Genomic DNA, 17,527 nt, shown 5'->3' on the forward strand with positions numbered 1-17,527 from the left:
ATATATATGCAATGCAGATATTCGACGCCTTTGGGGGAATATACGCTCTACGGAAAAAATGCACAAAATAGCGATTATGCGAATAGCCTATATTCTGATTTCCACAATAATCAGGGAAATATGCGTTATGCGTATATTCGCCTACATTTCCTCAAAGGGAAAGAATGGATCTTGCAATCTTTAAGGAACATTCAATTTTCCAATTTATTCTACATTCTTTCCTTTTCTCTTTTTTTCTCCCTACCGATGCTTGCGCAAGTGCAACCTAGTGAACCAAGCCTCTTAGTGGCTCCTATCCAAGGACCAATCAATACTGAATTCCAAGAGTTTGGGCCAACGATGACTCCTGATGCCAAAACTTTATATTTTTATTCAAAACGTTCTAATCGTGGTTATACGGAAATTTTTAAATCGGAACGAAAAAAAGATGGAACTTGGGATTTTCCAGAAGAAGTAGATGTTTTGAATTCTCCCTTTGACGACCAAAGTCCATTTATATCTCGTGATGGAAAAACACTTTTGTTATCATCAAATCGTGATGGTTCCGTAGAAGTGATGTTACCTGATGGAAAGGTGGGCATTTCCAGAGATTTGTATGTTTCCAATTGGGATGGAAAAAGTTGGAGCCAACCTGTGGCATTGCCCGCTCCGATCAACACAGAAGAAATCGAAGAAAATCCCCATTTACTCGGTGATACTTTACTCTTTACAAGATATCCATTTGGGAAACCAAATTTGGCAAAAGTATATTTTAGCCAATACAAAGGAGAGAAATGGTCTACCCCAAAACCTCTTCCTTCACCCATTAATGATAATTATGCAACCATTGCAGCCGCATTTAATGATGATGGAAGTCTATTGTTTTTTTCATCGAACCGTCCTGGTGGTTACGGTGGGTTTGATTTATACATGGCGAAAATTGATGGAGATTCGTTTAAAGATATCGAGAATTTAGGTGCACCTATCAATTCGAGTGAAGATGAAGCATACATTGTATTCCAGCAGATAAAAAAAACATTTTTGTTTTGTAGGCGAGTGGAAGGAAGATCGTTTGACCTTTTTAGCGCATCCGTTCCTAAACAAGAAAATCTAGTACAAAAGAAACTAGAAGAAACCAAAAAAATATCATTGGACTCTGTGTATTTTGAAAGGGCCTCCTCAATTTTAAAACCAGAGTCATCCATTCCTTTGGATGCCATCGTTGATTACTTACATGAAAACGCTGATAAAAAGATGAAAATTATCGGCCATACAGATTTAACCGGTACGTTTGAGGACAATATGGTTCTTTCAAAGGAAAGAGCAGAGTCCGTAAAACAGTATTTAGTCTCTAAAGGAGTGGATCCGAAACGACTCGCAACCGACGGAAAAGGACCGACACAACCTGTAGTGCAAGCGACAGATGAGGCCTCCTCTAAAAAAAATCGCCGAACTGAATTTGTCCTGATTGATCCTTAATTTTTCCTTGCCGTTTCTATTTCCAAAGAAAAGGTAATGGGGATGTTGCTTCTTCTTTGGATTCGAAATTTTGGATTTGTTTTCATTATTGGCGTTTTCTTCTCATTCTCTATTTCCGCAGAGCCGAGTCTGGTTTTAGAAAAAATTAAAAAAACTAAAACACTTACGGTTTCCGTAAATGAATTTTATGATCCATTTTATATTGAAAATCCCAATCCGAATTTTCCTGGGCTTGATGTAGAGTTAGCACAAGAGTATGCAAAATTTTTAGATGTAGATTTAAAAATCATTCCATTACGCACCTTTGACCAACATGCAAGGATGTTAGAAAAAGGTGATACACAAATTGCCATGGCGGGAATTTCATCCTCAATCAATCGATTTAGAGATGTCTACTTTACTGATCCCTATTTAATTTCGACACCGGCTGCTTTGGTGAACAGGACAGCTCTTCCACCGGAACCCGAGGGACAAATTGTAACCGTTCAATTATTTCGTAATTTAAATGACCTAACAAACATTACGGGAATTTCCTATTCTGTACTCGCAAATAGTTCTAACCATCAGTTCTTAAGGGATGTTTTTCCGAAGGCACAGACCTTTTCTTATTTCACCAATGAGGCTGCATTAAACGAACTAAAGAAAAACAATGTAAACGCATTTGTTGCCGATTCTTTTTACATTCAGGCACTTTTACAAAAAGACTCTTCACTGCGAGCCAACTATTTACCAATTTTGGGAGTTGTGCAGGAAGACCATATCAGCATGGCCACTGCAAAACGAGATGTAGAATTTCTTTATAATTTAAATTTCTTTATCAAAGAATTGAAACGTACAGGAAAAATCCAAGGTTTGATTAACAAATATTTTAAATCCAACCAATGGGTGAAAAAAGAATAAACTGAAATGTCATTACGAAATTTATTTTTCATTTGTTTTGTTTTTCTTTTGATTCCTTCTCATCTTTTGTTTGCTCAAGAAGAAGAATCACAAAGAACCTTTATGAATTTTAATGGTTCCTTTAGGGTTCGTGCCACAAACGTTGGGCGTGATGTTTTATTAGAAAGAAAAACACCTGTTACACCAATCAACAATTTAGAAAAAGAAAATACGGAACGCCAACAAACAGAACAACAAACAATACAATCGGATTTAGAAAGAAGGCAACAAGGATTACCAAGCCAAATCACTCGTAGAAAGGAAGACGTAAGTTATTACGATTCACGGTTTCTTTACAATATGAGTTTTTCCGCAAACAAGTACGTGGAAGGAGTTTGGGGGATGCAAGTTGGTGATATTCCTTTTGGTGGAAAAGGGTTAAGAGCTACGGGTCCAGATGGTTTTGATCCGGGACTCGTTGGTCCAGGTTCTGGTGGAGAAAGAGGTCGGACAGCAGCAGTCAACGTCCAGACAAACTTTTTATACTTAAACTTTCGAATTCCTGAATCGGGACTATTTATCAAAGTTGGCCAACAACTTTTTAGTTCTGCGCAGGGACGTGTTTTATTTTCTACAGGAACTGGTGTCAGTATTCTTAAAAACTTTCAATTTTTACGACTCTCATTGGAAGGTGGAATTTTACGAGCACGCGACCAAAGTTTTATGGATGTGGATAAAAATGGATTCGCAGATAAAAATTACCAAAGTTCTAATATCTATTACAATCGATTGAAATTTGAATACTTTCGAAACATTCGCAATGAAGTATATGCCTATTTTTTGGATGATAATGATAAATCGGATAATGAAACAGCAAGACTGGCTTGGTATGGTCTTCATAATGAATTTAACTTTCAAAAATTTTCATTCATTGTTCATGGAATTTTAAATACAGGAACTGTAAAAAAATTACGCGCGGTAACAGATACGAGTGATGTTACTATTTACAATACTACGCAAAGGCATTTCATCAAAGGGGGTATGTATGATTTTCAATTTACTTACCGATGGAGTGAATCACTTAACTTTAATTTGATCGCTCTTGGAACAACAGGAAGACCTGGTTACGATGAAAAAGGTCATGAAGCTAATTTAAAAGGAAATGGATACAGGACTTTAGCTCCTGGATTTTCCATTTCCAACATTGCAACGGACTTTACAGGTGGTTATGTCTTATTCAATGGATCTAGTTTTTCTGGTTTAAACGAATATGGCTTTTACTCCAACATCATTGCCTTTGGTCCATACCAATTTACCTTAGGTTACTATCAGTTGTGGGCCACTAAATCACCAGAGATTCGGATCAATCGTGAATTTAGTGAACTCAATGGATACAGAACATCCACTTATATGGGGATGGAATATAATTTTAACGTTCGTTATAACGTAACATCAGATTTCCAAATCATCTTTCGGTCTGGTTACTTCGTAGCTGGGGATGCTCTTTTTGTATTGTTAGATTCAAAATATGGACGAGTATTACGGGAAGCGTTCATTGTGTTTGAACATCGTTTTTAAAACAATAAATATTGTTTTGATTCGCTTTCTACGATCCGTAGTATAAATCCAAAGAGGTAAAAATTGATGAATAGGCTAATTCAACGGATTTTGGTTTTTTCTTTTTTGGTGAATTGTTATGCGTTCGATTCTTTTGAGAGTCATGATGAAAAGGAAAAGAAAAAATCGGATAAAAAATTTGAATCTATTTGTATATCTATGATGGCTCTATATTTTTCCACATGTTCGGATTCAAACAAACCGCGGAACCTCTGTTCTGATATGTATTTACAATGTCTTTATGCTTGCACGCCGCAAACCTCACTCCCTGGATGTGGATTTTAATTGAATACACGACAGTTTCGTATTCGAATTTTGGTCTCATTGTAAATTTAAAATTAATGAATAAACAAAAAATTAAGACAAGATTCGCATAATTTCGATTAAAGAGTCAATCTAGACTTAATTGCTTTGCCTAACGTGTATTGGTCTGAATATTCCAATGTTCCACCAATGGTAATTCCATGGGCAATTCTTGTGATTTTGATTTCCATCGGTTTGATGACTGTGGAAAGATAAGATGCAGTGGCATCCCCTTCTAGTGTCGGGTTTGTGGCAATCAGAACTTCTTTGATTTCTCCGTCTTCCAATCTTTTTAAAAGTTGACGAATTCTTAATTGGTCAGGTCCAATCCCATCCAAAGGAGAAATGGCTCCATTGAGTACATGGTATTTACCAACATATTCCTTTGTATTTTCGATGAAGAAAATGTCTTCTGGTTGTTCCACAACACATAGTATCCCTGTTTCTCTGCTGTCTGACAAACATATAGAACATACCGCATCTTCTGTCAGTCCGCCGCATTCATCGCAAAATCGTAGTTTGACTTTTGCTTCTTCGATATTGGACAACCAAGTTTGAAAGGTAGAGGGATCCATTCTTAAAATATGAAATCCAATTCTTGTCGCACTTTTTTTCCCAATTCCAGGAAGGCTTGAAAAGGATTGGATTAGTTTTTGAAATTGTGGATCAGACAGGTGGGAACCCTCCATCCTTTTGGAGTTGGTTGAACACTCCTTCAAAATCACTAGGATTGAAACCCAGGACATTTTTCATTTCATGAGCCATGGTTTCTTTGGCTTTTCTTTGTACTTCGTTTGTTGCAGAAAGAATCAAATCTTCTAACATTTTTTTATCGTCTGCATTGAACATAATGGGATTGATGTTGAGATTCGTAAGAATTCCATCAGCTGTTGCCGTTACTTCTACCATTCCCGCTCCTGCTGAGGCAGTGACTCGAATCTGAGCGAGTCGTTTAGCGAGTTCCTCTTGTTTTTCTTTGATGTTTCCGAGTTGCGAGAAAGCTTCCCGCATTTGTTTCATTTGATCAAAAATTCCCATAGTACCTTTTGGACTTATAAATTTTTAAATTGGTTGGGGTCAACTTCCATACCGGAGAATTTTTCTTTCAAAAGTTTCTCCATATCTTCTGGGCTGGATGGTGTCGCAGCTGCTGGTTTCGGCGGATTTGGTTTTGGCTGCGAATGTTGTTTTATTTCTGGTTCCCGATTCTCTACTTGTTTTTCCGAATTTGTTTGTGTTGGTTGCGTGTTCGTTACAGTATCTTGTTTTTGTGTAACAGTAGTAGTCGCTGCGGGAACCGTTTTTTTGGGAGTCTCTAAATTGTCTGGAATATGAGAAATGTCACCTTGAACCAGTTTGGTGAGCTCAGTTATTTTTGCTAATAATCCTGAAACACTTGGTTTTTCTCGATCCAAAATCAATTTTCGAAATTGAATTTCTAAATAAACTTTCATCTCGTAGGAACTTCGTAGTTTCATTAGATTCAATTTTTCATGTACGGAAAAAATACGTTCCGCAAGTAAAACTAAAACTTCACGGTCGAGTTCTCTATAGTTTTGTTTTAATTTTTGTAAGTCCTCTTGTGGGATGTTAATTGATTCTCTATCCGCTAAATTGTCTTTAATTAGTAATAGAGAATTCAAAAATTCGATAAAGTCCCAAACAAACTTACCAAGATCAATTCCTGCTTGGAAAAGATTTTCGAGAGTTTCAAAAATTTGTGCGCTTTGGGAAGAATCTAATAATTGGTTTAAAAAATCAGTAAAGGTATCAATTCCATGATACCCAATCATCTTTCTTAGTTTGACGCCTGTTAGATTTCCATCGGTGAAAATAACAGCTTGTTCCATAAAGGAAAGTGTATCCCGAACGGAGCCGTCACCCTTTTTCGCAATCCAGAACAAACCTTCGGAATCATATTTCAAACTTTCTTTTTCACAAAGAGTTTCGATGTAGTTTTGCAAAACAGTCACGGGGACTTTTCTAAAATGAAAGTCTTGGCAACGAGATAGAATTGTCTCAGGAATTTTATGATACTCGGTGGTTGCTAAAATAAATACAACATGGGCTGGTGGTTCTTCTAAGGTTTTGAGGAGAGCATTAAAAGCAGCTCCACTCAGCATATGCACCTCATCCAAAATATAAACGCGGTACTTTCCACCCATTGCATTGAATTTTACATTTTCGCGTAATTCTCGGATATTATCCACACCACTGTTGGAAGCGGCATCGATTTCAAATACATCATTCGAATTTCCTTTTGTGATTTCTAAACAAGAAGTACATTCGTTACAAGGCTCAACTCCATCTGGGCGTTCACAGTTGAGGCGTTTGGCCAAAATTCTTGCGATGGTTGTTTTACCAACACCACGAGGGCCAATGAAAATATAAGCGTGGCCAATTTTTTTTGATTTGAATGCATTCTGTAAAGAACCAACAGCAAGGTCTTGGTAAATCACATCGCGAAAGAATTGGGGTCTGTATTTTCGAAAGAGTACTTGGTGGTTTTCGCTCATGGAAGTCCGTGTTTCAAAAGATATGAAAAGAAAATTTGTGAATCACTTTGATCCTGTAAGTTCGTATGTTGGAGGCAATGAAATATTTATGAGGTTTATGGATATTTTCTTCTGAAATGGGGGAAACAGATTTGAAAAAGGTAACGTAAGGGCCGGGAGAGATTTTCCGTTAGTTCAATTCAGAGTGGAATTCGAACTTAAGATGGAAGGAAATCGGTGTAGAACCTGGCGGAGAGACCGGGATTCGAACCCGGGGTGCTTTTGGCACACATGCTTTCCAAGCATGCACAATAGACCACTCTGACATCTCTCCAATGGTTTCTACTGGCTTCCATAAAATGAAACGGTCAAAAGAATTCTACCTTTTCTCTTTGAAAAAACTCAGAAATTCAAATTTTATGTGGGATCTTGGGATGAGGGTACACTTGGGAAAGTGATTCAATAAATAAATAGATTCGGTTGTGTAGGAGGATATGCCTTCCCCTGGTTTTGCCGGAACAAAATAAACCACTTCTGGAATTTTCACCCGTACAATGGCACCGGAACAAAGTAAACATGGTTCGAGTGCTGTAATCAAAATATGATCGGTAAGATATCGACCTTCCGTTTTCGAAAGGGCATCTTCCATTGCTAAAATTTCGCTATGTTTTGTAGGATTTAATGTTTGTTCGACGGAATTAAATGCGGAGGAAACTAGTTTTCCATCTCGAGTGATGATTTCTGAATAAGAGGGAATTTCTTCGGGATGATTAGAAAGGGCTTCTGTATAGCGCTTTAGAAACGAGTCGAATGCTTCCACGCGCGCCCAAGAGGATTTGAACCTCTAACCTTCTGATCCGTAGTCAGATACTCTATCCAGTTGAGCTATGGGCGCAATGAATGCTTGAAGCATTTTTACCCACTCCAAAAGAACGGGTATCTCTATGCTTTTTTTTAAGCGGATGGAGTAAATCAAAAATCCAGAAATTCCTAGATAAAGTAGTACAGAAAGTAAGTGGATGGTAGCTGCTAAATAAAGCCCAACAAAGGGTAGAACGGAGACTACTTGTGCAAAGAGAAGGATGATTAAGAACAAACAAGTATTAATTGCAGAATACAAACAAACTGTCACAAATGCAGGAACACTTCGTTTCCAAGTAAAAACAGGAACCCAAGAAAAATACAAAGGTAAAACAGCAAAAATTTTTGCAGCTTCCTCAGTGAGTAAGTAAGCCTTGAGTTTTTGGATTTTTTCTTTGATTTGGGCGGTATTCATGGCGGTAACAACGGAGACGCAGGGATTCGAACCCTGGGTACGATTGCTCGTACGACGGTTTAGCAAACCGCTCCTTTCGGCCACTCAGGCACGTCTCCAGCGACTCGGAGAAGGTAGGATTCGAACCCACGGTGGGATTACCACGACGGTTTTCAAGACCGCTGCTTTAGACCACTCAGCCACTTCTCCAAGAGTACCTATCCGTTATGTTAAATGCGAGTGCAGTGTCAAATGAATATTCAATGAATGGTTCTAGAGAATGGAAAAGTTGCGAATAAAACTAGAAAAGTGGGTGAATGGTGGTTTCTGTATCGCGCACCATGAGGGCCACGCTGTCTTTGTTGAGGGTGGAATCCCCGGAGAATTAGTAGACATAAGTCTTTATAAAACCGGTAAGAAAGAATGGTTTGGATCTGTTTCCGATGTCATTGAACCAGCAGAAAAGAGGATTCCTTCGGATTGTTCGGTTTTTATGGAATGTGGTGGTTGCAGTTACCGGCATATCTCCTATCAGGATGAGATCAAAATTAAAACATCACTACTCGAAGCTATGTTCCCTGAATGGAAAGGGAAAGTGGAACTGGTCACCGGCCCAGAAAACGAATACAGAAACAATGTGCAATGGCAATCCAACGGAAAAGAAATTGGATATTTCGCAAAAAATAGCCATCGAATCGTGAACGAATCTCAATCAGTATGTAAAACTGTCGATAAACGTTTGTTATGGGGTATGGTTCCCGCTGGCCTTCAAAAGTCAGTTTCTAAAAATAAATCGATCCAACTTCGTCTTTCCTCAAAATCAGTTGTGAATTACGAAAGAGACCAAACGGAAATTAGTGTTTTTAATACAAAACTAAAAGTTCCGGAAAGGGGATTTTTTCAAATCAATAGATTTCTTTTAGAACCTTGGCTTGAAAGAATAAAAAATCTGTTACCGGACTCAGCCAATATTTTGGAACTATTCTGCGGTTGTGGAACGATTGGAATATCTATACGAGAAAAAATTGCATCTTTGTATGGAATCGAATCACACGAAAAAAGCATTCGGTATGCAAAAGAAAATGCAAAGACCAACAATGCACTCCAGTTCGAATATGAAGTCAGTGATTTATACCAAAAACACTTACCAAAACATACTTCCAAGTTTCCGATTTGGATTGTGAATCCACCGAGGGCCGGACTCACAGAGGGAATCATTGAATCGGCTTCTATGTTTTCACCAAAACAAATTGTTTATTCTAGCTGCAATCCGAGTACTTTGAAAAGGGATATTACAAGATTAGAAAAGATAGGATATAGATTAAATTATATAGGTTTGTTTGATTTTTTTCCAAGAACCCAACACTATGAAGTCCTCGTGAGTTTAAAAAAATAAAAAATTACACAACTCACAAATAAAAATTTGTGAGTTGGTTCTCTACCTAAATGTAGGTTATTTTTCTTTTGTTGTGATTTTAAAAGGAAGGTAAGCGGGACAGAATCCGATCGCAGAGGTTGCAATCATCACAAGACCAATCACAAATAAAACAATTGCTGTTGTTCCTTCTACAACTCCACCTAAATACAAACCACCTAATACCAATCCAACGACCACACGAATGATTCGGTCATAAAGACCCATATTTTGAAACATATCCATTCTCCTTAAAGTAGATTGGACGAAAAATTTCCTTTGGATTTTTTATTTATTTTTTTCTAACCATTCTAAAATCAGCTTAGTTACTTCTTCTCTTTTTTCCCAATGGAGAAAATGTCCTGCATGATCAAATCCAATTTTTCGAAACCCACAAGGAAAATCTTTTTCATCTAATAGATGTTCAAATAAGTTTTTATGAAAACAACCGTCGTTTAACCCATAAAGAATCTGAGTGGGGACAGTGATTTTTGAATCTAAGATTCCAAGTATACTCTCTCGTCCTGATTCTGTAAATAAGTCGTTTAAATTGCGATAATAAGCAAGGGCCGAAGATAAAATTCCTGGATTCTGAAAATTAGCTTTAATCTCTGCTAAATGGTCTTGGTTTGGTGAATATCCTGGTGACCAATCTTTCCACAAATAATCAACCAAAGCAAATCCATTCGAACGAATGGTGAGTTCTGCTAAAAAAGGAATTTGGAATAAAACCACATACCAAGATTGGATGGTTTGTTGGGGTGCCCAAAAAAAAGAATCTTGGTAAGTTCGAAGTAACGGAACTCCCAAACTTGTGATGGATTTGATTCGGTTGGGATAATACATTCCGGCCGCAAAGGCAATGACAGAACCCCAGTTATGGCCAACAAGATGTACGGAGTTCCAACGACGGTCATCCATCCAACCTAAAATATCATCCACAAGATCCACTACATGTAATTTATGAGCATGAGAGATGGTTGAAGGTTCATATCCACGCATAACAGGTGCAATGCATTGAAATCCTTTTTTACCTATGGTTTCCATCATTGGGGCAAAGGTTTTGTGATTATCGGGAAAGCCGTGAAGGAAAAGGACAGGTTCTCCTGATCCCGTTTCTAAAGTGGTAAATACAGTGGACGAATTTCTAATTTCCGAGTGGTGCATTGTTATTTACCAACTTTTCTTTTTTATAATTAGTTCGAAAGAATTGTAACACAATCTCTCTTGTATCCAAGTCCTTACTTAAGTATCCGTATTGTTTTTCATTTTGGTAATAAAATCCATTCGGCCAAATATGACCACCACCAGGGATTAAATAACCTTCGACCATTTGGTCGGACGAACAATCCGTGAATTTAGTGTATTGGATGTCTCTTTTCCAAAATTTGTTTAGGTGTCTTTTTTGTGATTTTGATTCTTCTTTGCAGGAAAAACTAGAAGTCCAATACTCTAAGGATTCTAAATAAGACATCACATCCCCTGCAGGAATTCTCTGTGCATTGGGACTTGGATCAGAAGGAATGGAAACAGTCCCACCTTTATAAGGTACCACATCATCCGAAGTTCCCATAATGAAACCTATCGATTTTTTTGGAGGAGGGTTACAAATGTCTTTTAAACCTTTGGAAGTGACCGCAGCAATCGAATATCCTGAACTAAATAAATCTTCCGCTTCGCATAACAACCGCTGTGTCATAAAACCACCATTGGAGATACCAACAGCATGGATTCGGTGATAATCAATAGGAATTTCCTTATCGATATAACGAACCATATCCCGAAAGAATTCTATGTCGTTTGTATTTCGTTTATCGGTAAGGGAATGAGGAATTTTTCTACCATCGTTCCATCGATTCGCATACCCGTCAGGATAAACGGCGATAAATCCATATTCTTCGGCTTTTTCTGACATTCGAGACAGGTAAATCATTCCTTCCCCACTGCCACCACCGCCATGAAGGATAAAAATCAAAGGCAGACGATTTTCTTTGATTTGTTTAGGAACATAGTAACGGAATGTACGGATGATTCCATCTGAAGAAATCGATTCCAATCTATGTTCCTTTACAGGAACAATGGAAGGGAGGGATTTACAAAAAAAAGAAAAGGAAATCATAAGAATTAAGGGGATTCGTTTTTTATTGAATGAAATCAAATTCATACAAATAAAGATTCAAAGGATTTGATAGTTTCTATAAACTTAGGATCACTTTCCAGCGGATAGTTTGGATGGAATTCTTTATCGATTGTTGGATCATAAGGACCAGACTTTCCTTCAAAACAAACTGCCGTTTCAGACAAACAAACCAAACTATGCCAAACTCCAGGTTGTAAGTCGATTCCCCGTTTTGGTCCGTTCCCGGAAAGTTTATGAGCTTCTTTTACTTCCCCGTTCTCATGGAAAATTAAAAATCCGATTTCACCTTCGAGGATGACGAAGGTTTCCGGTTTTGGATCCGACAAATGTCTGTGAGGTGGAATGTATGTATTTTTAGAAAGAACGTTGAGGAACCTTTGGTACACTTCCTTTTGTTCATGGAAGTTGTGATTGGTACGTTTTCTGTCTGCGTTTTTGGCTTTTGTGACGAGGTTTCCGATTAAGTCGGAATCAATGAGTTGTATTTCCTGCAAGTTGACCTTCCAATTCCTGCTCGATGAAGGCTAACATATCCGGAACACAAGCCGTACAAGTATCAGCCGCTCCCATCTCGCGGGCGACTTCTAGTATAGGGCGATTCGTATCTTTGACAACATTTAAGATAGATTCAAAGAAAACTTCTGCACAGTGACACTTGATCATGGTTCTGAGAATCAGTCTCTAGGTAACCAAACGGTACGACAAGAATTTTTTTTAGAGTCATTTTAGCAAATTTCAAAGAAATTCTGAAAACTTGGATCCGGTTTCCTACGTTTTTGGATTTAGGAGTGGTTTGTAGGTTTGGTTTAGGTTTTGGATGGCCGATTTCCACTGGAAGCGAATCGCATTTTTTCCTCCTAAAACCTTTAAAGCACCGAGTCTTTTCGAATCTTTCAATAGAGAGAGTAGTTTGTTTTGGAAGGAAAGGGAATCTTTTGGATCAAATGCTTCATACCCACTGCCTAAAACTTCAGGTAGAACGCTCGTGTTAGAAGAAAAAACAGGCGTGCCTACACTCTGGGCTTCCAAAACAGGAAATCCAAATCCTTCAAACAAGGAAGGATAGAGAAATACTTTTGCACTTTGGTAAGCGAGAGGGAGTTCTGCATAAGGCAGATGAGATAAAAAATAAATTTTACCCGGATGTTTTCTTTGGATTTCTAAAAACTCATCGGGGATCTCTTCTCTAAGACCACCCACAACTAACGGTAAGGAAAGTTTCTTTTTTTCCCAAAGTGTTTCTAAATTGGATAATAAAAAAGGGAAATTCTTATGTGTTTTTCCAATCCCCACAGTGAACAAATAGGATTTGGGAAGATTGTGTTTTTTAATAAATTGAGAAACTTTTGCTAACGGTTGTTTTGAAAAGTTTTCTAAATCGATTCCATTGTAGATGACGGAAATTTTATCTTTTGGATACCCAAAACTTTCTACCAAATCCTGTTTGGTGTATTCCGAAACCGTAATGATTTTACGAGCAAACCATTTGATCCAGCGAAAGACAATTTGCATATACACTCGTTTGACGATTGAACTATGTGCCGCCTTAAAATGATAAGGAATGAGATCGTGAATGGTAACGATACATTTCTGAATGTAAGGGAAAGGTATGTTGAAGTGAGGGATGTCCAACAGATCCATTTCCGCCATCCGGCGATGCCCCAAAAATTCTTTAGGGGAATAGATGCTAGTTTTGTATTCGATGATCTCTGCCTGCTTCGGAAGGTCGTATTTTTTTAAAACTGCGGGATCACCAAAAATAAATAAATCGGCAAGCTGATGGGAAATGGGCCAAAACTTCAAAATATGTTGGATCCGAATCCCAATCCCAGAATTTTCGATCATCCGTGCATCGTATCCAATTTTAAGCCGCATTCGTATTTGATTATGTCCTTTAGAATTAAATTAAAAAAAGGAAATGTATCTTTTCCTTAGAAGTCAAGTCTAGTCAAATTACTAGTAAATATTCTGCATTCATAATTTGGAAGGCAGGGTCACGACACCAGGAACAGATCTGTCAAAAGGAATCGAATGGAAAACTTAATCGAAGAAATCCTAAAACAAATTGGTGAAGATCCCTCGAGAGAGGGTCTTGTAAAAACGCCCAATCGCGTGAAAAAGGCTTATGACTTTTTGACGAGCGGGTATAAGGCTGATTTGAACCAATTGGTGAATGGAGCTATCTTTGAAGAGAGCACTACTGGTATGGTTTTGGTGCGAGATATCGAAATGTATTCTTTATGCGAACACCACTTACTTCCTTTTTATGGAAGAGCCCATGTGGCATACATTCCCAATAAAAAGATTATTGGAATTAGTAAAATTCCGAGAATAGTCGATGTGTTTGCCCGTCGTCTGCAAGTGCAGGAACGTCTTACGGACCAAATTGCACAAGCCATCCAAGAAACTTTGGATCCTTTAGGTGTAGGTGTTGTCATCAAAGCCAAACATCTATGTATGATGATGCGTGGAGTGGAAAAACAAAACTCAGAACTATTTACATCTAGCCTACTCGGTCTATTTAAAACAGATCCCACCACTCGGAGTGAGTTTTTAGATTTGATCCGAACCGGTTCCCATTAAGTTCAATTTTTAAATTCAAATTTTCTGATTCATGCTGGACTTTTCTAAAAAAAAGTTCAGCATTCTTTCTCTAGAGGGAATCTATGCCGAAAGAAAGAATCGTGGCACCGTCCAAAGACTTCGCTAAATTAGCGAACGTTAGTTTAAAAGAATACAAAACCAAATACAAAGAATCCATTGAAAAACCAGAAAAGTTTTGGGCCGAACAGGCAAAACGCCTAACATGGTTTAAGAAATGGACTAAGGTTCTCAAACACGATTTTGCCAAAGCAAAAGCGGAATGGTTTGTTGGCGGAAAACTCAATGTTTCTTATAATTGTTTGGACAGACATTTAGATTCTCCATTAAAAAACAAAGCGGCTCTCATTTGGGAAGGAGACAACCCAGATGAATCAAAAGTCCTTACTTACCATGACCTCCACCGTGAGGTGAATCACTTTGCAAACGTTCTAAAAAAGTTCCATGTGAAAAAAGGAGACCGGGTTCTCATTTACCTCCCCATGATTCCAGAACTTGCCATTGCAACACTTGCTTGTACTCGCATTGGAGCCGTACATTCCGTTGTCTTTGGTGGATTTTCTCCCGAAGCACTTCTTGGTCGGATTGAAGATTGTAAACCCACACTAGTGATTACGGCCGATGGTGGGTACCGGGGTGGCAAACCAGTAGAACTCAAAAAAAATGTAGATGTTGCCTTAGAAGAAAGTAAATACAAGGTCAAAGATGTAATTGTTGTTAAGCGAACAGGGGATGAAGGGAACTTAAATTGGAAAGAAGGTAGAGACCACTGGTACCACTACCTGATGAAAGAATCCGATGTCAAAAAAGAATGCCCTCCTGTGGTGATGGATTCAGAAGATCCGCTTTTCCTTCTTTATACTTCAGGTTCGACGGGAAAACCTAAAGGGGTCCTCCATACCACTGCTGGATATTTACTCGGTGCCAATCTTACCTTTGCTACCATCTTTGATTATAAGGATACGGATACCTATTGGTGCACAGCAGACATTGGTTGGATTACGGGTCATAGTTATATTCTTTATGGGCCTTTATCCAATGGTGCTACCTCTCTCATGTTTGAAGGGGTTCCTAGTTATCCAGATGCCGGCCGGTTTTGGGATGTGATTGATAAATACAAGGTGACTGTATTTTACACGGCACCTACGGCCATCCGTGCGCTCATGCGAGAAGGCATTGAACCTATCAAAAAGAGATCTTTGGCATCGCTGCGTCTCCTTGGTTCTGTGGGTGAGCCCATCAATCCAGAAGCTTGGGAATGGTATCATACCAATATTGGAAAATCAAAATGCCCGATTGTGGATACTTGGTGGCAGACAGAAACCGGATCCATTATGATCTCCGGTGTTCCTGGTGCCATCCCGCAAAAGCCGGGTTCGGCGAGTTGGCCATTTTATGGAATCCAACCAGTTCTTGTGGATAATGAAGGTGTTGAGATCAAAGGCAAAGGGGAAATTTCAGGAAATCTATGCATCGCAAAACCTTGGCCTTCGATGATGCGCGGTGTGTATGGAGATCCAAAACGATTCTTTGATACTTACTTTTCTCAATTCAAAGGATATTACTTCACGGGTGATGGTGCCAACAAAGACAAAGATGGTTACTTTCGCATCACAGGACGAGTCGACGATGTACTCAATGTTTCCGGACATCGTATTGGTTCTGCGGAAGTGGAAAGTGCCCTCGTTGAACATAAATCAGTTGCCGAAGCAGCGGTGGTTGGATTTCCACATGATATCAAAGGCCAAGGAATTTATGCCTATGTGACAGTGAAACATGGTGTGACAACCAATGATGCTTTGAAGAAAGAACTGATTGCTATGGTCGAAAAGGTAATTGGTAAAATTGCAAGGCCCGAAGTCATCCACTGGGCTCCAGGACTTCCGAAAACCAGGTCAGGCAAAATCATGCGCCGGATTTTAAGAAAAATTGCCAATAACGAATTTGATACTTTGGGAGATATCAGCACTCTCGCTGATCCATCCGTAGTACAGTCGTTAATTGATGATAAGAAAAAATTTCACAGTTAAGATAAGATTTTTGATACACCCATTCTTCTTCCTTCGGCTAAAACTCAAGAGGAAGAAGATGGAGATTTTGAAATCCCAACTTCTACGATGAATTGGGTCTGACCTATTTTAAAGATCCTGTGGGAGGGCAGAAAAAACTCCCATCACCCGCAGGAATTCTGATTCTTCAAATTCTAAATCACGATCCTTTAATTTTTGCCGGTATTCATTTGTTTTTGCTGTATCTCGTTTGGAAAACCAATGAATACAAAATAACAAATACTCTCTATTTTTACGATACGTGGTTTGGTGATTCTCTAATTCGGTAGCCGTGAGTTTGTTTTGGTTTTTAAAATCTTTAACCAAAGAATCGATGGCAAGGGTGTCCCTATCTTTTCCAAGATTCGCATAACTTTGACGAATGAGAAATAAAATTTCTCCTGCATCCGAATCCGGATAAAATTTGAGTAAATTGTAAAATCCCCGGCGAAATAAAGTTAAGGCTTCCAAGTATCTTTGTTTTTCTTGGAGAAACACGCCGTACCTTGTGAAGTATCTGGTTTCATTTAAAAAAACTGTAGATGTCCATTGGTAGGCCTGTTCTAAAAGTTCGGACTGTCTTCCCCTGCGTGCCAAAATTAAGGTTTCGTACATCCCTTCTTCCCGGGGAAAATAAACCAAGTAACGCAAACTCAAATCATCCGCTTCTTTCCATTTTTTGCCTTTGATATTTTTCAGTAGGCTTGTTTGTAAGGCTTCTTTTTCAGAAACAAAAGTTTTGTCTGATTCTAATATTTGAATATAGGATTCGTAATCCGATTCCAAACCAAGTTGTCTAGATAAAATGGCTGCGGTATACAATCTGTACTTTGCATTTGGTTTTTGTTCTAAATACAATTTGGTATAGAACAAAGCCTCTTTTTGTTTTCTTTCTTTTTCGTAAAAATCAGCAATATAAAGAACCAAATCCAATTGGTCTTTTTTCTTTTTGATCGATTCTTCATAGGCATGAATCGCATCAAAGATCTGTCCGAGCTTCATATGGGCACGGGCTGCTAAATTATAGTACCGAAAGTCCGGATCGGGATTTAATTCTTTGGCTTTGATGAGAAAATCGAAGGCTTTGGCTGGGGTTTCTTGGATGATTTTGTCTTCTGCCATTCGCAAAAGATCTTCGTATCCATAAAAAACCTTAACAGGGTTCAGAACCTCTGTTTCTGCTAAATTTGGACTGGAAACCAGAAATAGACTTGTTACCAGAACACCAAATTGCCATATTCTCCTAGACCGAAGTATCATCTATGGATTCTCATCGGTCATCTTCTAAATAATCTTAGAAATTCAAATAAACAATCT

General features: G+C 38.4%; 17 protein-coding genes, 4 tRNA genes and 1 pseudogene. 7 read left to right on the forward strand and 15 right to left on the reverse strand.

Features of this window, described 5'->3' with window-relative positions; all coding sequences use genetic code 11:
• The first annotated feature begins 246 nt into the window (after positions 1 to 246).
• Genes EHQ16_RS06455 through EHQ16_RS06465 form a run of 3 tightly spaced genes read left to right on the forward strand, consistent with a single transcriptional unit; the run spans position 247 to position 3,915 of the window.
• Positions 247 to 1,458 carry an OmpA family protein gene (locus EHQ16_RS06455; protein WP_425269951.1) on the forward strand — a complete coding sequence of 404 codons (1,212 nt, stop codon included), beginning with the start codon at positions 247 to 249 and terminating at the stop codon, positions 1,456 to 1,458.
• 42 nt (positions 1,459 to 1,500) lie between these two features.
• Positions 1,501 to 2,358 (forward strand): substrate-binding periplasmic protein, encoded by an 858-nt coding sequence (locus tag EHQ16_RS06460; protein WP_425269952.1) that lies wholly within the window; start codon positions 1,501 to 1,503, stop codon positions 2,356 to 2,358.
• A 6-nt stretch (positions 2,359 to 2,364) separates the two neighbouring features.
• The gene (locus EHQ16_RS06465; RefSeq protein ID WP_135638840.1) at positions 2,365 to 3,915 is read left to right on the forward strand and encodes an alginate export family protein; all 1,551 of its coding nucleotides are present in this window, start codon (positions 2,365 to 2,367) and stop codon (positions 3,913 to 3,915) included.
• 422 nt (positions 3,916 to 4,337) lie between these two features.
• Here EHQ16_RS06465 and recR read toward each other — a convergent pair whose 3' ends face one another.
• From recR to EHQ16_RS06495, 6 genes are all read right to left on the reverse strand, one after another.
• Positions 4,338 to 4,946, reverse strand: a complete 609-nt coding sequence (gene recR, locus EHQ16_RS06470) for a recombination mediator RecR (RefSeq protein ID WP_135634558.1) — start codon at positions 4,944 to 4,946, stop codon at positions 4,338 to 4,340.
• Positions 4,924 to 5,289 carry a YbaB/EbfC family nucleoid-associated protein gene (locus EHQ16_RS06475; protein ID WP_208725802.1) on the reverse strand — a complete coding sequence of 122 codons (366 nt, stop codon included), beginning with the start codon at positions 5,287 to 5,289 and terminating at the stop codon, positions 4,924 to 4,926. The genes recR and EHQ16_RS06475 overlap by 23 nt, the downstream gene beginning before the upstream one ends.
• Positions 5,290 to 5,309: 20 nt before the next feature.
• On the reverse strand, positions 5,310 to 6,773 hold the full coding sequence (gene dnaX, locus EHQ16_RS06480) for a DNA polymerase III subunit gamma/tau (RefSeq protein WP_135634556.1): 1,464 nt from the start codon (positions 6,771 to 6,773) through the stop codon (positions 5,310 to 5,312).
• A 226-nt stretch (positions 6,774 to 6,999) separates the two neighbouring features.
• Positions 7,000 to 7,086, reverse strand: a tRNA-Ser gene (locus EHQ16_RS06485).
• Between the two features lie 45 nt (positions 7,087 to 7,131).
• Positions 7,132 to 7,572 (reverse strand): nucleoside deaminase, encoded by a 441-nt coding sequence (locus tag EHQ16_RS06490; protein WP_135634554.1) that lies wholly within the window; start codon positions 7,570 to 7,572, stop codon positions 7,132 to 7,134.
• Between the two features lies 1 nt (position 7,573).
• Positions 7,574 to 7,647, reverse strand: a tRNA-Arg gene (locus EHQ16_RS06495).
• Positions 7,648 to 7,834: 187 nt separating this feature from the next.
• Here EHQ16_RS06495 and EHQ16_RS19480 point away from each other — a divergent pair.
• Positions 7,835 to 7,984 carry a hypothetical protein gene (locus tag EHQ16_RS19480; protein WP_167482637.1) on the forward strand — a complete coding sequence of 50 codons (150 nt, stop codon included), beginning with the start codon at positions 7,835 to 7,837 and terminating at the stop codon, positions 7,982 to 7,984.
• A 55-nt stretch (positions 7,985 to 8,039) separates the two neighbouring features.
• Here the strand turns inward: EHQ16_RS19480 and EHQ16_RS06500 are convergent.
• Positions 8,040 to 8,126, reverse strand: a tRNA-Ser gene (locus tag EHQ16_RS06500).
• A gap of 7 nt (positions 8,127 to 8,133) precedes the next feature.
• Positions 8,134 to 8,217, reverse strand: a tRNA-Ser gene (locus EHQ16_RS06505).
• Between the two features lie 70 nt (positions 8,218 to 8,287).
• Between EHQ16_RS06505 and EHQ16_RS06510 the strand changes: the two genes are divergently transcribed.
• The gene (locus tag EHQ16_RS06510; RefSeq protein WP_135634552.1) at positions 8,288 to 9,403 is read left to right on the forward strand and encodes a class I SAM-dependent RNA methyltransferase; all 1,116 of its coding nucleotides are present in this window, start codon (positions 8,288 to 8,290) and stop codon (positions 9,401 to 9,403) included.
• A 57-nt stretch (positions 9,404 to 9,460) separates the two neighbouring features.
• Here EHQ16_RS06510 and EHQ16_RS06515 read toward each other — a convergent pair whose 3' ends face one another.
• The 6 genes from EHQ16_RS06515 to EHQ16_RS06540 form a co-directional block, all read right to left on the reverse strand.
• The gene (locus EHQ16_RS06515) at positions 9,461 to 9,661 is read right to left on the reverse strand and encodes a YgaP family membrane protein (protein ID WP_135587986.1); all 201 of its coding nucleotides are present in this window, start codon (positions 9,659 to 9,661) and stop codon (positions 9,461 to 9,463) included.
• 48 nt (positions 9,662 to 9,709) lie between these two features.
• Positions 9,710 to 10,588, reverse strand: coding sequence for an alpha/beta fold hydrolase (locus EHQ16_RS06520; protein ID WP_135634550.1), 879 nt, complete (start codon positions 10,586 to 10,588; stop codon positions 9,710 to 9,712).
• Positions 10,569 to 11,585, reverse strand: coding sequence for a CE1 family esterase (locus tag EHQ16_RS06525; protein ID WP_135634549.1), 1,017 nt, complete (start codon positions 11,583 to 11,585; stop codon positions 10,569 to 10,571). Before EHQ16_RS06525 ends, EHQ16_RS06520 begins: the two co-directional genes overlap by 20 nt.
• Positions 11,582 to 12,055, reverse strand: a complete 474-nt coding sequence (locus tag EHQ16_RS06530) for a WbuC family cupin fold metalloprotein (RefSeq protein ID WP_135634547.1) — start codon at positions 12,053 to 12,055, stop codon at positions 11,582 to 11,584. The genes EHQ16_RS06525 and EHQ16_RS06530 overlap by 4 nt, the downstream gene beginning before the upstream one ends.
• Entirely contained in the window at positions 12,033 to 12,224 is a 192-nt protein-coding gene (locus EHQ16_RS06535) for a (2Fe-2S)-binding protein (RefSeq protein ID WP_135601708.1), read from the reverse strand. The genes EHQ16_RS06530 and EHQ16_RS06535 overlap by 23 nt, the downstream gene beginning before the upstream one ends.
• Positions 12,225 to 12,329: 105 nt before the next feature.
• On the reverse strand, positions 12,330 to 13,436 hold the full coding sequence (locus EHQ16_RS06540; protein WP_409035580.1) for a glycosyltransferase family 4 protein: 1,107 nt from the start codon (positions 13,434 to 13,436) through the stop codon (positions 12,330 to 12,332).
• A gap of 153 nt (positions 13,437 to 13,589) precedes the next feature.
• On the opposite strand from EHQ16_RS06540, the pseudogene folE reads away from it, so the two are divergent.
• Positions 13,590 to 14,144 (forward strand): annotated as a pseudogene (folE, locus tag EHQ16_RS06545) (GTP cyclohydrolase I FolE); the annotation flags it as partial.
• Between the two features lie 83 nt (positions 14,145 to 14,227).
• Complete coding sequence (gene acs, locus EHQ16_RS06550; RefSeq protein WP_135634543.1) at positions 14,228 to 16,192, forward strand: acetate--CoA ligase; 1,965 nt, start codon at positions 14,228 to 14,230, stop codon at positions 16,190 to 16,192.
• 108 nt (positions 16,193 to 16,300) lie between these two features.
• On the opposite strand, the gene EHQ16_RS06555 is transcribed toward acs, so the two are convergent.
• Complete coding sequence (locus tag EHQ16_RS06555) at positions 16,301 to 17,470, reverse strand: tetratricopeptide repeat protein (RefSeq protein ID WP_135634541.1); 1,170 nt, start codon at positions 17,468 to 17,470, stop codon at positions 16,301 to 16,303.
• Between the last annotated feature and the right edge of the window lie 57 nt (positions 17,471 to 17,527).

The sequence above is a fragment of the Leptospira kanakyensis genome (assembly GCF_004769235.1).
Lineage (GTDB): Bacteria > Spirochaetota > Leptospiria > Leptospirales > Leptospiraceae > Leptospira_A > Leptospira_A kanakyensis.

Bases quoted from the DNA above. Each gene is read 5' to 3' on its own strand.
- acs (WP_135634543.1), top strand. From the start codon at position 14,228: ATGCCGAAAGAAAGAATCGTGGCACCGTCCAAAGACTTCGCTAAATTA.
- EHQ16_RS06525 (WP_135634549.1), bottom strand. From the start codon at position 11,585: ATGAATTTGATTTCATTCAATAAAAAACGAATCCCCTTAATTCTTATG.
- EHQ16_RS06465 (WP_135638840.1), top strand. From the start codon at position 2,365: ATGTCATTACGAAATTTATTTTTCATTTGTTTTGTTTTTCTTTTGATT.
- recR (WP_135634558.1), bottom strand. From the start codon at position 4,946: ATGGAGGGTTCCCACCTGTCTGATCCACAATTTCAAAAACTAATCCAA.
- EHQ16_RS06520 (WP_135634550.1), bottom strand. From the start codon at position 10,588: ATGCACCACTCGGAAATTAGAAATTCGTCCACTGTATTTACCACTTTA.
- dnaX (WP_135634556.1), bottom strand. From the start codon at position 6,773: ATGAGCGAAAACCACCAAGTACTCTTTCGAAAATACAGACCCCAATTC.
- EHQ16_RS19480 (WP_167482637.1), top strand. From the start codon at position 7,835: ATGATTAAGAACAAACAAGTATTAATTGCAGAATACAAACAAACTGTC.
- EHQ16_RS06455 (WP_425269951.1), top strand. From the start codon at position 247: ATGCTTGCGCAAGTGCAACCTAGTGAACCAAGCCTCTTAGTGGCTCCT.
- EHQ16_RS06535 (WP_135601708.1), bottom strand. From the start codon at position 12,224: ATGATCAAGTGTCACTGTGCAGAAGTTTTCTTTGAATCTATCTTAAAT.
- EHQ16_RS06540 (WP_409035580.1), bottom strand. From the start codon at position 13,436: ATGCGGCTTAAAATTGGATACGATGCACGGATGATCGAAAATTCTGGG.
- EHQ16_RS06510 (WP_135634552.1), top strand. From the start codon at position 8,288: ATGGAAAAGTTGCGAATAAAACTAGAAAAGTGGGTGAATGGTGGTTTC.
- EHQ16_RS06515 (WP_135587986.1), bottom strand. From the start codon at position 9,661: ATGTTTCAAAATATGGGTCTTTATGACCGAATCATTCGTGTGGTCGTT.
- EHQ16_RS06555 (WP_135634541.1), bottom strand. From the start codon at position 17,470: ATGATACTTCGGTCTAGGAGAATATGGCAATTTGGTGTTCTGGTAACA.
- EHQ16_RS06460 (WP_425269952.1), top strand. From the start codon at position 1,501: ATGTTGCTTCTTCTTTGGATTCGAAATTTTGGATTTGTTTTCATTATT.